This is a genomic window from Dactylosporangium aurantiacum (assembly GCF_000716715.1).
Classification (GTDB): Bacteria; Actinomycetota; Actinomycetes; order Mycobacteriales; family Micromonosporaceae; genus Dactylosporangium; species Dactylosporangium aurantiacum.
Genome location: NZ_JNYJ01000061.1, coordinates 85,005 through 97,487, shown reverse-complemented (window position 1 = coordinate 97,487; position 12,483 = coordinate 85,005). Strand labels below are relative to the sequence as shown.

At 72.0% G+C, this 12,483-nt stretch carries 12 protein-coding genes and 1 pseudogene; 4 read left to right on the top strand and 9 right to left on the bottom strand.

The genetic code is table 11. The features are described from left to right. The first annotated feature begins 264 nt into the window (after positions 1 to 264). A complete protein-coding gene (locus OP18_RS44820) occupies positions 265 to 1,053 on the top strand; it encodes a hypothetical protein (protein WP_033365544.1) in 789 nt (262 codons plus the stop codon). A 747-nt stretch (positions 1,054 to 1,800) separates the two neighbouring features. Here OP18_RS44820 and OP18_RS44815 read toward each other — a convergent pair. The 5 genes and pseudogenes from OP18_RS44815 to OP18_RS62785 form a co-directional block, all read right to left on the bottom strand. After that, positions 1,801 to 3,261 (bottom strand): alpha/beta fold hydrolase, encoded by a 1,461-nt coding sequence (locus tag OP18_RS44815; protein WP_052388287.1) that lies wholly within the window; start codon positions 3,259 to 3,261, stop codon positions 1,801 to 1,803. Positions 3,262 to 3,421: 160 nt separating this feature from the next. Further along, a complete protein-coding gene (locus OP18_RS44810) occupies positions 3,422 to 4,711 on the bottom strand; it encodes a WD40 repeat domain-containing protein (RefSeq protein WP_033365542.1) in 1,290 nt (429 codons plus the stop codon). 153 nt (positions 4,712 to 4,864) lie between these two features. Then, positions 4,865 to 5,266, bottom strand: a complete 402-nt coding sequence (locus OP18_RS44805) for a hypothetical protein (RefSeq protein ID WP_081971654.1) — start codon at positions 5,264 to 5,266, stop codon at positions 4,865 to 4,867. Positions 5,267 to 5,318: 52 nt separating this feature from the next. Beyond that, complete coding sequence (locus OP18_RS62400; RefSeq protein WP_052388286.1) at positions 5,319 to 5,564, bottom strand: Scr1 family TA system antitoxin-like transcriptional regulator; 246 nt, start codon at positions 5,562 to 5,564, stop codon at positions 5,319 to 5,321. 106 nt (positions 5,565 to 5,670) lie between these two features. Next, positions 5,671 to 6,084: pseudogene (locus OP18_RS62785) on the bottom strand (Scr1 family TA system antitoxin-like transcriptional regulator); the annotation flags it as partial. Positions 6,085 to 6,333: 249 nt separating this feature from the next. Between OP18_RS62785 and OP18_RS44795 the strand changes: the two are divergent. Beyond that, entirely contained in the window at positions 6,334 to 7,449 is a 1,116-nt protein-coding gene (locus tag OP18_RS44795) for an EcsC family protein (RefSeq protein ID WP_211273871.1), read from the top strand. Between the two features lie 2 nt (positions 7,450 to 7,451). Here OP18_RS44795 and OP18_RS58230 read toward each other — a convergent pair whose 3' ends face one another. Continuing rightward, complete coding sequence (locus tag OP18_RS58230) at positions 7,452 to 7,724, bottom strand: hypothetical protein (protein ID WP_052388285.1); 273 nt, start codon at positions 7,722 to 7,724, stop codon at positions 7,452 to 7,454. A 144-nt stretch (positions 7,725 to 7,868) separates the two neighbouring features. Here OP18_RS58230 and OP18_RS44785 point away from each other — a divergent pair, with 144 nt between their 5' ends. Further along, on the top strand, positions 7,869 to 9,485 hold the full coding sequence (locus OP18_RS44785; protein ID WP_156090226.1) for a methyl-accepting chemotaxis protein: 1,617 nt from the start codon (positions 7,869 to 7,871) through the stop codon (positions 9,483 to 9,485). Between the two features lie 7 nt (positions 9,486 to 9,492). Here the strand turns inward: OP18_RS44785 and OP18_RS44780 are convergent, their stop codons facing one another. Then, on the bottom strand, positions 9,493 to 10,335 hold the full coding sequence (locus OP18_RS44780; protein WP_033365537.1) for a helix-turn-helix transcriptional regulator: 843 nt from the start codon (positions 10,333 to 10,335) through the stop codon (positions 9,493 to 9,495). Between the two features lie 150 nt (positions 10,336 to 10,485). Between OP18_RS44780 and OP18_RS44775 the strand changes: the two genes are divergently transcribed. Beyond that, the gene (locus tag OP18_RS44775) at positions 10,486 to 10,959 is read left to right on the top strand and encodes a VOC family protein (protein ID WP_052388283.1); all 474 of its coding nucleotides are present in this window, start codon (positions 10,486 to 10,488) and stop codon (positions 10,957 to 10,959) included. Positions 10,960 to 10,998: 39 nt separating this feature from the next. On the opposite strand, the gene OP18_RS44770 is transcribed toward OP18_RS44775, so the two are convergent. Both OP18_RS44770 and OP18_RS44765 read right to left on the bottom strand, forming a co-directional pair. After that, the gene (locus OP18_RS44770; RefSeq protein ID WP_033365532.1) at positions 10,999 to 11,541 is read right to left on the bottom strand and encodes a DoxX family protein; all 543 of its coding nucleotides are present in this window, start codon (positions 11,539 to 11,541) and stop codon (positions 10,999 to 11,001) included. Positions 11,542 to 11,695: 154 nt separating this feature from the next. Then, the gene (locus tag OP18_RS44765) at positions 11,696 to 12,364 is read right to left on the bottom strand and encodes a GNAT family N-acetyltransferase (protein ID WP_033365529.1); all 669 of its coding nucleotides are present in this window, start codon (positions 12,362 to 12,364) and stop codon (positions 11,696 to 11,698) included. Positions 12,365 to 12,483 lie beyond the last annotated feature (119 nt).

Genomic DNA, 12,483 nt, shown 5'->3' with positions numbered 1-12,483 from the left:
CCGACCGAGATCGAGCTCGTCATGGTCGACCACGGCAGCCCATGCCATCGTGGAGAGCGGCACCGGTACCGGCAAAATCGTGATCGACGTCGGGTGACGAGGCACCTTCAACCCTTCTCGCGACGGAGAAAAGATGAGGTCGGATTGACGTGACTTAGCGGAGGCGCGCCTCGACCTGACCCGGATGACGGTCGAGGGGAGTTCCAGCAGGTGAGGTCCCGGAGTTGACCGGACGAGCGTGCACACGACGACCACGATGACCATGTGCCGAGTACGTTCACTTACCCCACCCGGCCCGATCTGCAACGGTGGGCCGAGCAGTTGGGCCTGGCCCTCGACGAGGGAGCCACACGACGGCAACAGCGCCAGCTCCGTATAGCCGTCCAGTTGTTCACCAAGAGCGTTCTCTGTGTCCTGGGACTATCAGTTTTGCTCGCTTGGCTTGCCGTACATGCGGACACCGACCGCATCTTCTGGATCCTGTACAGTGCGGCCATCCTGGCGCCACTGTTGGCTGTAGGCCTGTTCCGGACCACGGTGGCTGGGCTCTGGCCCGAGACTGCGGTCCGGTACTACCTCACTGCGCTGATCGACCGGCTACGCGATTGGGCCGCGGCACCGGACGAGGGCCTGCGATACCTACGCAAAGTAATTCCGCCGCTGGAGCGCAGTCTCCTCAGCCCCGCACTGCAGGCTCGGCTGGCAGGTAGCCAGTGGGCGCGGAAGCGGCTGCGCGCACGGTTCGAAGCGGTGCTGCGTCAACTCGGAGAGGCCGAGTTGCACTTGCTGAACGCACCAGTCGACGGCGCCCAGGAGACTGCGAACCAGGTCATCGAAAAACTCGGCGTTTTGCTGCTGGCCGTCAGCCAGCACCACTACGCAGCGCTCGTCGAGCCAGCTGAGGACGACCCGCCCGCGGCGCGCGTAGGCGACGTGGCGGGTAGTTGGGGCCGCAAGCTTGTCGAAGCGTTGAGCAGCAAGGGACTCGACTGGGCGGTAACCGCCCTGGCGTCGGCGATGGTTGCCGTCGGCGTACCGGTGCTGCGGGGCTAGATCCCGTGAAAAGGGAGTGTGAGCCGCGTTGATCGCAATCATGGTAATCGGAGTGGTCGTTGGTTTGGTTGCGGCTGTGCTCGCCCGACTAGCTTTCCCGGGCCAGCAAGCGATGCCACTTCTACTTCCAATGGTCCTGGCGGTGCTGGGGTCACTTGCGGGCACGTTGTTGATGACGCTAATTGTCGAACACTCGCTCGGGTTGCTGACTCTGTTGACGCAGATTGGTGGCGCCATATTGGGAATCTCTCTATATGCCGTGTATTACGGCCGTTGTCGACGACGCGTGAAAACTAAGCCGTAGTCGACAGAAGAACAGCGCCACACCGAAAACGGTGGAGCGTTACCTTGCAACCAGCCGACACCGGACCACGACTCGGTCTGCGGCTGCTGGACGACACCACACCCGTCCCCGACCCACCCATCGACGTCCGCCTGGGCGCACACCGGCACGCCGTCACCGGGATCGAAGACCGCAGCATCCCCTACGGTCAACTCCTCACGGCGCCCCGCCCGTGCCGTACGGATGGAGCACTCGACACCGGCCACGCTGAGCGTCAGCAGCGAACTCGGCCCTGATGGCGGCCGCGGACCGAAACGGTACTGCCGCTGCCAGAGCCGACCGCTGTCTACCGCGGGCTTGCCGCCCGGTGGAACACACACTCCCCGGCACCGCTACACCTACCTGAGCCGGGCCCGCCGTCGGTCTGCTCGTCGCCGCGTTGTGCGAAGTGGCGTTACGAGGCGTCAGCAGGCGAGGTCCCCGGCGGGCAGGGCCCCGGTCACCAGGTAGTCGGTCACGGCCGCGGTCATGCACGGAGTGGCCTGGCCGCTCAGCAGCGGCACGTGGACCCGGCGGTCCACCGTGACCAGCCGGGCACCGCGGATGGCGGCCCGGGTGGCCAGGGAGTTGGCCGGCGGTACCGCGGCGTCGTGCCGCGCGGCGAGCACCAGCGCACCGCCGGCCGGGTCCGCCGACACCGCGACGGTGTTGTCCCGCGCCGACGGCCAGAAGGCGCACGGGCCCACGTTGGCGTTGGCCGGCCCGTAGACCGGGAACGCCCGGCCGAGGACGGCGAGGTCGCGCCGGTAGGTGCGCAGGTCCCGGGGCCAGGCGTTGTCCGCGCAGCGGAAGACCTGATTGACCGCGGTGTGGTTGTCGGCCGGTACGCCGGGCGTGCCGGGCGCGGCCGACGCGCGGATGTCCAGCGGGATCGGCGGCGGGGAGCCGGACCGGATCGCCGCGACGTCGAGGGCGACGACCGGCCACAGCTGCTCGAAGAACGTGGCCAGCACGAACAGGTAGCCCAGCTCGTCGAGGGTCCACGCGTGGTCGCCGGCGACGATGGGCTCGGTCGCGGCCCGGCGGAACAGGGACGTCAGTGCCGCGCCGGCCGCGTCCGGGGTGGCCCCGAAGCCGTACGCGGCGTCGTTGGCGGCCACCCACGCCACGAACGCGCCGTAGTTGTCCTCCATCGCGGCGGTGCGGTCGAGCTCGTACTGCCGCCAGATCGTGGCCGAGTCCGGCGGGCTGTCGAGCACCAGCCGGTCGACGCGGCCCGGGAACAGGGTGGCGTACACGGCGCCGAGCAGCGCGGCGTAGGAACCGCCGAGGTAGGAGATCCGCGGCTCGCCGAGCGCGGCCCGGATGATGTCGATGTCTCGGGCGGCGTTGGCGGTCGTGGCGTGCGGCAGGGCCCAGCCGGCGTTGCGGGCGCAGTCGCGGGCGAACTGGCGCGCCTGCGCGACCGTCGCGCCGAACGGCTGGTACCCGTCGACGCGGACCCAGAATCCGCCCGGTTCCTCGGTCGGCCGGCCGCAGGTGATCGGCGTGCTGCGCTCGACGAAGCGCATGTCGAAGCCGACCAGGTCGTAGGCCGCCAGTACCGCGGCATCGAGGCTGTGGCTGAGCTGGTCCGGCAGCGGCACGCCCGGCCCGCCGGGGCCGCCGCCGGTGGTGAGCAGCACGCCGCGCCGCCGCGCCGGGTCACTCGCCGGCCGCCGGGAGACGACGATCTCGATCGCCCGACCGGCCGGGTGCGCGTAGTCGAGGGGCACGCGCACCGACGCGCAGCGGACCTCCGGGTTGTCGATACCGGGACACGGCGCCCAGACCAGCCGCTGGTGCTCGTACGCCGCCAGCCCGCCGCCCGCCGCGACGGCCGGTGGCACGACCGACGCGAGCAGCGCGGCAGACAGGCAGGCCACGGCAAGAACCCTGCGCATCACGAAGCCCCCCACACGGGCCATGGTTCCGGCCCGCCCCGGCACGGAGCAACGACGCCGGAGCGGTCGCGCGGGTACGGCCTGCTGTCCCCGGCGCCACGGATGAAACTTTCCGCACCGGCACAACCGGCCGGCGGCTTTCCTATCCGCGAGCGGCGGTGCGGCGCCGGCGGACCGCCCGCCAGACCACGACGATGACGGCCGCCGCGATCAGCACCGGTACCAGCAGGCACGGCGCCTCCTGCGCGATCACCGACCAGCGGGCGGGCAGCGCGGCGGGCTCCGGCACGGGACCGCCGAACCGCCCCTCGCGCAGCAGGTCCTGCGCGATGTCGACGGAGATGACGTCGGCCGGCGGGTCGAACACGACGCTTGTGGTGCCGTCCGGCCGCAGCGCCAGCACGCGGACGTGGCGGGTCCCCCACGGGTCCGTCTCGTCCGGGCCCTGTGCGCCGTCCTCGTACTCGTACCGCACGACGATGAGGGCGTCGCCGTGCCAGCCGAGCGCGCGTACCGCCGGGCCGGTCACCTCTGGCAACGCCGGCCCTTCGCGGTCCGCCCCGGTGGCGGCGTCCAGATAGGTGACCCGCCACCGCCGGGCGAGGAACTGGTCGTGGTCGCAGTCCTTCGGGCAGCCGTCGATGCTCAGCAGGGCCACCGCCGAACCGTCCGGTGTGTAGGCGCCCGCGCCGGCCAGCCGCCGCTGGCCGAGGTCGCGGGTCCACCGCCGCCGGCCGGTGGCGTCGTAGCCGCGCAGCTCGGTGCCGTCGGTGGTGGGTCTCGTCGCGACGAACCCGCGGCCGTCCGGGGAGAACGCCGCCACCCATGCCGAGGCGGTGGGGTCGCGTGTAAACACGTCGTCGACCGGGAGCAGGGCGCCGCTGGCGACGTCGACCAGGACGTACTGCGCCAGTGGCCGGTCGGTTGCCGGGTCATGGTGGTTGTTGTCGCCGTGCAGGACCAGGACGGCGCCGCTGTCCGGGCGCCACGCCGCGACCTCGAAGCAGCAGGCCGGCGGCCCGTCGCCGTAGCCGCGGCTGCGGCCGGTGCGCAGGTCGGTGACGACCAGCCACCCGGCTGCCGGACCGCCGGTCAGCATGCTCTGCGCGACGAGGTTGCCGTCCGGGGACAGCCGCACGTCCTGCCCGGCACGCAGCCCGTCGTTGGGATAACGCAGCATGCGGTAGGCGCCGTCGCGGCCGACAACGGCGAGCTTGCCGCCGTCTTCCTCGAAGGGGTCGCTGCTCAACGCCAGACTGTCGCCGCCGAACAGCACCATCGCCGGGCCGGGCGGCGCCATGTCGACCGTCGCCTGCCAGGAGTACGGAAGCTCGACGCCGCGGGGAATGGCCGGGCCGCCCTCGGCCGGTTGCGGCACGAGGCGCAGGCCGGGCACGACGGCCACGACTGCGCACACCAGGGCCACGACCACGGCAACAGCGCATCGCCATCCGCGACAACGCCGCCAGACGACCCGACACATACGCATGGAACGACTCCTCAGCTCCACCACACCCCTTGTCCGCGAACACGCTCGCAGACCCGTGCACCGGTGGGTGACCGAGGGCCGCTCGGGGCTGCCGGCTCAGCCGGCGATCCCCCGCTCCCACTCACCGATCAGACCCTCACGGATTCCCTCGTCGGGCCGGCCGGCCTCGATCCACCCGACCGACTCGCCGCCGTACTCAACGCCGACGGTCAGGCCCGTGCGACCGGAGAACCCGGCCAGGGCGTCGACCACAGCCTTGGCATCGGCCAACTCGCGCCGGTCCAAGTCGGCCGACACGGTTGCCGCCTCCGGCGCGCGCACGTCCGTCAACCACAAGACCACCCCGCACGTGTGCACCCCGGCGGGGTCGATGCTGTCGACGAACGCAGGTGGCGCGCCGGCCCACTCACGCGACTGGACCAACTGGGCGACCAGCTGCTCCAGCCCAGCCACCGTGTCCGGCGCTACCTTGTCGTCGACATAGCCGAGCAGCGACACCTCCGGGGACCCAGGCACGCCATCACCCTGCCATGCCGCGCAACCCGCTTGCTCAAGGCCGGAGCTCGTTCGCGCGGGTCTCGATCATTTCCTTCGACTGAGCCTCGTCGAATGCGGCGTGCCAGATCTTCTCCCATTGCGCCAGATGCCGTTCCAGGCTCATCCGGTCGTCGATGATCTCGTCGCTGGTCGAGTTCTCGCGGTAGAGCACCGCATGCTCGATGTCCTCGACACCGAGGTAGAAGATCTCCCAGTTCCCGATGCCGGCCGCCGGCAGGGCGAACGGCGCGATGCGCACCGTCAGCCAACCCTCTGCGATCGCCTTCGTGACCGAGTCCAGCTGCGGCCAAGACGTCCAGCCGGCCCTGGGTGCGAAACAGCACCGACTCGTCGAGGATCACCCGGGCGTCGGGCCGGGTGCCGCGGGATTCGAGCGCCCGCCGCCGCATCGCGCGGGTCTCCACGCACGCGGCCATCGCCTCGGGCGACAGCACGTCGTCGAAGAAGCCCAGCACTTGGCCGGCGAACTGCGCGGTCTGCAGGAAGCCCGGGAAATTCACCGCGCAGTAGATGAGCATGGTGCTGGCCTCGGCCTCGTAGCTGAACCACTGCTGCATGGCCGGGGTCAGCAGGCCCGCGAACCTCGACCCCTCCCACCACCGGCGGCGCTGTTTCGACGCCTTGACGGCCTGCACGAGCTCGTCAACCCGCGCCTTGTCACGTACGCCGAGGTACGCGAGCAGCGGTCGCAAGTCGTTCTGCGAAATCGTGACCTCGCCATTCTCGATGCGCATGACCTTGGAAAGTGACCACTCCATGGCATCGGCCACGGTCGACTGGGTGAGACCCATCGCCAAGCGCGCGTCACGGATCGCCAGGCGAACCATACGGCGAGCCACCGCGGGCGAGTCACCCGAAGCCATGACGTCCAGCCCTCCCAAGGGACATACCTCTTCTGCAATACTGCGGCAGCGCCTCGCAACCGTCGGCCGTCCGGCGCCGAATGATCAGATCCGGTATCCACTTGGTCAATGCTGCGCGGCGGCACGAGCCACTACGGTTCCGGCATGGCGGAACCATCGGCATACGAGCTCCAGGCATGGAATGACATCCAGCAGTTCAAGGGCCGCCTGTTGTCCCGGATGATGAGGAGCGCCGGCGAGCAGGTCGCCACCGGCGCCGCGCGGCTCGGCGAGCGGGCCACGAAATACCTGGAGCGCAGCCCACGGGCCCAGTCGGCCGTGTCACGCGGGCAGCAGATCGTCGCCAAGGGTGCGACCGCCGTCAGCTCCGGGGCTCGCAAGGCGGCCGATGCCATCCCCGATGGTGTGGCCGACTGGAGCGGCGCGGCGCTCGGGTCGATCCGGGACACCGTGGGACGGGTCTCACGGGTGGGGCTATCACCCGACCGGGTCGTGGCGCGCCACCGGAAGCTCAGGCACGACGTCGCGTCGCTCGCCGAGCTGCGCCGCCTCGACCTCGAACAGATCGACGCCGTCCGTGGACGAGGGGCGCGCCTGTACTACCCGGCCATCGCGGCCGCCTCCGGAGCCGGGGCGGGGCTTGCGATCTCCGGCGGGGCACTCGTCACCGTCGCCTCCGCCGGCGCGGCCGCGGCGCCCTCGGCGGGTGCGATCGCCGGTGCCATGGCCGGCGACGCCGCGGTCGTGCTCGGGCTCGCGTCCCGTTCCGTCGGCCAGGTCTCGCTGCTCTACGGCTACGACCCCGAAGAACCCGGCGAGAAGCTCTTCGTGATGTCCGTCGTCAACGCCGGGACGGCGATGTCGTCCGGCGCGAAGACCGCCGCCATGGCCGACATCTCACGGCTCACGCAGGCGCTCGTGCGCGGCAAGGCGTGGCCCGTCCTGGAGCAGTCCCTGATCGCCCAGGTCTACCGGCAGTTCGGCAAGGCGTTCGGCGTCCGCATCACCAAGCAGTCGCTCGGCAAGGTCGTGCCCGCGGCCGGAATCATCATCGGCGGGGCCTTCAACTGGGCGACCGTGGAGCGGATCGTCGACGCCGCCGACGTCGCGTACCGGCGGCGGTTCCTCCTCGAGAAGTACCCGCACCTCGCCGACGAGGAGGCACCCGAATCCTTCGCCGACGCCGGCCCGGACGACGTCGACGAGGCGATCAGCGTGCTCGGCGAGCTCGCGGGCGCGGGCGGGCCCGAGCTCCCCTGATCTCACAGGGACCGGACGGCGGCGTCGAAGCGGGCGGCCAGGGTCAGGAACTCGTCGCCCCAGCCGCTGGAGAGGGCGACCTCCTGGATCGGCCCCGTGGGGGCGAAGAGCACGTGGCATGCGGTGGGCGTACCGCCGGAGAGCACCACCGCGACCGCGGCGTCGATCTCCTCCAGGGCGGCCTCGGCGTCCACGAACGACGACCAGCTGTAGTCGTTGCCGGGGCGGGCGAGCATCGCCCGGACGTCCGCGAGCACGGCCAGCAGCGCAGACATCCGCCCGTCCCCCTGTTCACCGACGCCGCGAGGCCCGCGAGGCCCGCGAGGCCCACGAGACCCACGCCGTTCGTGGAGTTCGCTCAAGATCGTCGGAGTCGGGCCGATGGGACCGCAAAAGAGCCTAGTCCCAGCGGGGGAACCATGGGCGTACTGCGAAGCACCGGAGTGATACCGCGGCTGGTCGTCGGCTTCACCATCATCGCGCTCTGTGTAGTGGCCATCTGGCTGGCGGCGGCGACCGCGTCACGCGGGACCCGGCAGACCGCCGAGCGGCTCGCCGCGGCCCGGGCCCAGCTCGACGCCGCCGAGCAGTTGAAGTTCCGCATCACCGACATCTCCGGCTGGCAGGTCGGGTACGCGTTCGACATCGTGCGGGGCGCGCCGGGCGCCGCCGACGACTCGGGTGAGACGCGGGCGGCGTTCCTGGGCTCGATGCGGGACTTCGCCGCCGAGCTCGAGACGATGGCGCGGCTGCCGCTGCCGGCCGCGGACCGCGAGGACGTGCAGGCGATCCGCACCGCGTTCGACGAGTTCGCGCGGCTGGACGACCGGGTCGTCGCGGCCTATCGGGCCGGCACGCCCGAGCAGACGCGGGTGGCCAACGACCTCGTCGTCGGTGAGGGCCTGCAGGTGTACGCCCAGATCAGCGAACCCGTCGACCAGCTCCTCGTCCGCGCGCAGCAGCGGGCCGACGCCGCCGGGGAGTCGGCGCGGGCCACGGCGGGCCGCACCGGCCGGCTGGCGGACGTCGTGGGCGGTGTCGCCCTGGCGCTGTCGACGCTGATGGCGTTGGCGCTGTCGTTGTCGATCGTCCGGCCCCTCCGGGCGCTGCACGACCGGCTGTCCGACATCGCCGAAGGCGACGGCGACCTGACGCACCGGCTCGCGGTCAGCGGCAACGACGAGTTCACCGCGGTGAGTCGGGAGTTCAACACGTTCGCCGACAAGATCTCCTCGCTGGTCCGGGCGATCAGCGGGTCGGCGTCGACGGTCGAGGTCGCCAGCCGGCAGCTCACCGAGACCTCGACCAGGATCATGGCGGGCGCCCAGGAGACCGCGGCACGGTCGGGGCGGATCGTGGCGTCGGCCGACGAGGTGTCCGACAACGTGCGGACCGTCGCCACCGGCGCCGAGCAGATGAGCGCCTCGATCCAGCAGATCGCCGGCACGACCGCGGAGGCGGCCCGGATCGGCGGGCAGACGACGGAGCTGACGCACTCCGCGTTCGACCTGATCGGGCGGCTGACCGGTTCGAGCCGCCAGATCGGCGACGTCATCAAGGTCATCAACGACATCGCCGAGCAGACGAACCTGCTCGCGCTCAACGCCACCATCGAGGCCGCCCGCGCCGGTGCGGCCGGCAAGGGGTTCGCGGTCGTCGCCGGCGAGGTCAAGGACCTCGCGCAGGAGACCGGCCGGGCCACCGGCGACATCGCCGCGAAGGTGCAGAGCATCCAGGCCGACACGGCCGCCGCGACGGAGGCGATCAACCGGATCGTCGAGATCACCGGCCGGCTCGGCGACTACCAGACCACCATCGCGGCGGCCGTCGAGCAGCAGACGGCCACCACCACCGAGATGAGCCGCAACATCTCCCAGGCGGCGGCCGGCTCGGCGGACATCGCCGCGGACATCTCGACCATCTCCGAGGCCGCCCGGGCCACCACCGACGGGGTGGAGGACACCCGCACCGCCGCGCACGACCTGTCCGCCATGAGCCGCGAGCTGCGGGCCCTGGTCGGCCAGTTCCGGGTCTGACCGCGCCCTACCGCGGTGGAGGCGCCGGCGAGGCGGCGGTCCAGCTGGACAGCAGCCGCAGCTTCTCCTCCGACGGGGAGCCGGTGTCGGCCGAGTAGATGACCACGGACTGCGGCCGGCCGTCGGGTGAGCGCATGGTGTGGAAGTTGAGGCGCAGCTCGCCCACCACCTCGTTGAAGAAGCGCTTGACGCCGTACCGGTGGTCGGAGAGGCGGTACGCGGCCCACATCCGGGCGAACTCGTCCGACGCCGCGCTCAGCTCGGCCACCAGGCGGCGCAGCACCTCGTCGTCCGCGTCCACCGAGGACGCCCGCAGGAAGGCGACCACGCCGCCGGCGACGCGGGACCAGTCGGGGTACACGATCCGGGCGCGCGGGTCGAGGAACGTCCACCTCGCCGTGTTGCGCTGTGCCACCGGCATCGCGTCGAAGTCGGCGATCAGCGCCTTGGCGGCGTGGTTGGCGCCGAGCACCTCCAGGTGCGGGCCGTGGATGACCGCGGGCACGTTCAGCGCGTGGACCATGGACAGCAGCGCGGGCCGGGCCTTGACCACGCCGGGCGCGGGGCCGCTGCCCGGCCGCAGCAGTGACCGCAGGTGCCGGGACTCGACGTCGTCCAGCCGCAGCGCCCGCCCGACCGCCTCGATCACCTGGTCCGAGACGTTGCCGGCGCGGCCCTGCTCCAGCTTCACGTAATAGTCGACGCTGACCCCGGCCAGGATGGCGACCTCCTCCCGCCGCAGCCCCTTGACCCGGCGGGTGGTCGCCGGGACGGGCAGGCCGGCCTCCTGCGGCGAGATCGCCGCGCGGCGCGAGGTGAGGAACGCGCGCAGCTCGTTGCCGGACGTCATACCGAACAGTCTGCCCGCGTCCGGGCGTCGCCGTCCCGTGCCGGGTAGTACTGCCAGAGCCAGGACAACGGCTACCGGCCATCCACTGTCCGAGCCCCAGGTGCGCTTCCGAGGATGGGTCCGACAGCCGCGCCACGAAGGAGTCACCCCATGCCATTGCCGGCCAACCCTCCGAAGGACCCGCGATCGCCGTTCGCGTCGATGCGGGGGCATCACACCGGTATCCGCTACCCCGACTACGAGCAGGCCCGGGCGTTCTGGGTCGACACGATGGGCTGGCGGATCCTGCAGGTCTGGCCGTACGGCGACCTGACCCTCGCGTACGTCATGCCACCCAACCAGGACGACTTCCACCTGGAGATCCTGGGCGGGCCGGGCGCCGCCGCCCAGACCGTGTTCGGCGACGTCGACGCGAGCCTGTCGGTGAACGGCTACAACCATGTCTGCCTCTCGGTCGACAGCGTCGACGAGACGCTCGCCGAGCTGCGCAGGCGCGGGGTCGACGTCGTCAACCCGCCGTTCGAGATCGACGACATCAGCGCCCGGCTCGCGTTCTTCCGCGACCCGTGGGGCAACATGTTCGAGCTCAGCGAACGCATCGGCGGCGGCGACCACGGGCACTGACGCCGATGCGGGCGCGGGGCGGCGGGCGACCGGGCGCGTTCAGCCGTAGGTGTGGGTCATCGTGTACCAGGTCGGCGCGAACACCAGCACGGCCATCGCCACGAGCACCGCGACCGAGCCGAGCACGCGCGCCGCGGTGACCGGGGCGGCGGCGACGGGCCGCAGGCGCCACCGTCCCGCCGCGACGAACGCCGCCACCGCGCCGAGCACGACGTTGGCGGGCACCAGCGCGTGCTCACCGCGTACCAGATGGAAACCGGCGGCCAGGAGCATGGTGAGGGCGAGGCCGGCGCCCGCGAGCGGGGTCAGCCGGGGCGCGACCCGGGTGAGCGCCGGCAGGATCAGCCCGACGCCGCCGAGCACCTCGCATACGCCGATGAAGACGATCAGGGGCTGCGGCACCGCCGCGTACCAGGCCACCGCCTGGGGCGCCGCCGCGTACAGCGTGCCGTCGAGCAGCAGCACCTTGCCGAAGCCGCTGCCGGCGAAGAAGAACCCCCACAGCACCTGCAGGGCCCACAGCCCGCCGTTGAGGGTGCACCACGAGGTGCGCCCGGGAAGGGTGCCGACGTTCGTTGCCATGACCTGTCTCCTTGCTCTGCGGTGTCGCTGACAGGAGACATCCGAGCACCGGCCGGCGCCGCCGCGCGCCGCCCGTGGGACACCGTGGGACAGCGCAGGCGCCGCCCACCTGCGGCGACACCGCGCCGTGCCACGGCCGCGCGCCGGGACGGGGTCAGGTCGGGTACGTGTTGCCCGGGGTGGTGGCGATCAGCACGTCCGCGGCGGGCCGCCAGCCGAGCTTCGCGTACAGGGGCTGGCCCTCCTCGCTGGCGATGAGGATGCCGTCCGTGCCGCCCGCCGCGACCGCCGCCGTGGCCAGGGCGCCCATGAGGGTGCTGGCCAGGCCGCGGCGGCGGTGCGCGGGGCGCGTCTCGATCCGGTCGGCAACGGCGTCGGTGCCGGTCAGGCCCATCGTGCCGCGGGCACCCACCTCGCCGGACGCGGCCAGGACGGTGACGGTGACCGTGCCCGGGTCGGTGTCCGGGGCCACGGCGGTGGCGAGCCGGTACCCGGCGGCGGGCGGTGGTGCGGGGTGCGTGCGCAGGTCGGTGGTCATGAGCAGCTCGGCGCGTTTCAGCAGGACCAGACCCGCGGCCTCCAACTCGGTGGCCGTGGCGGCCGGATCGGTGGTGGGCACGGTCAGCCACGTGGGCTCGGCCTCCCGGGCGACCAGGGCGGCCAGGTCGCGCAGGGACGCCGGGTCGCGGTCCAGGGCCACGTACTCCACCGCCCGGCCCGGCTGCAGGCAGCGCACCCGCAGGCCGGGGCCGACGTCCGTGGCGGTGGGGAGGGCACGGGCCACCGCCCAGCCACGCTGCCAGCGGACGATCAGTTCGCGCACCCGTCCGACGCTACTGGACCACCGGCAGGACCCCGGCGCCGGCGGGCCCCGACGGGCCGGCCTTGAGGACGACGGCGACCTCGCCGGTGCCCCGTGGGAGGCGGGGGCGACCGGCGCCC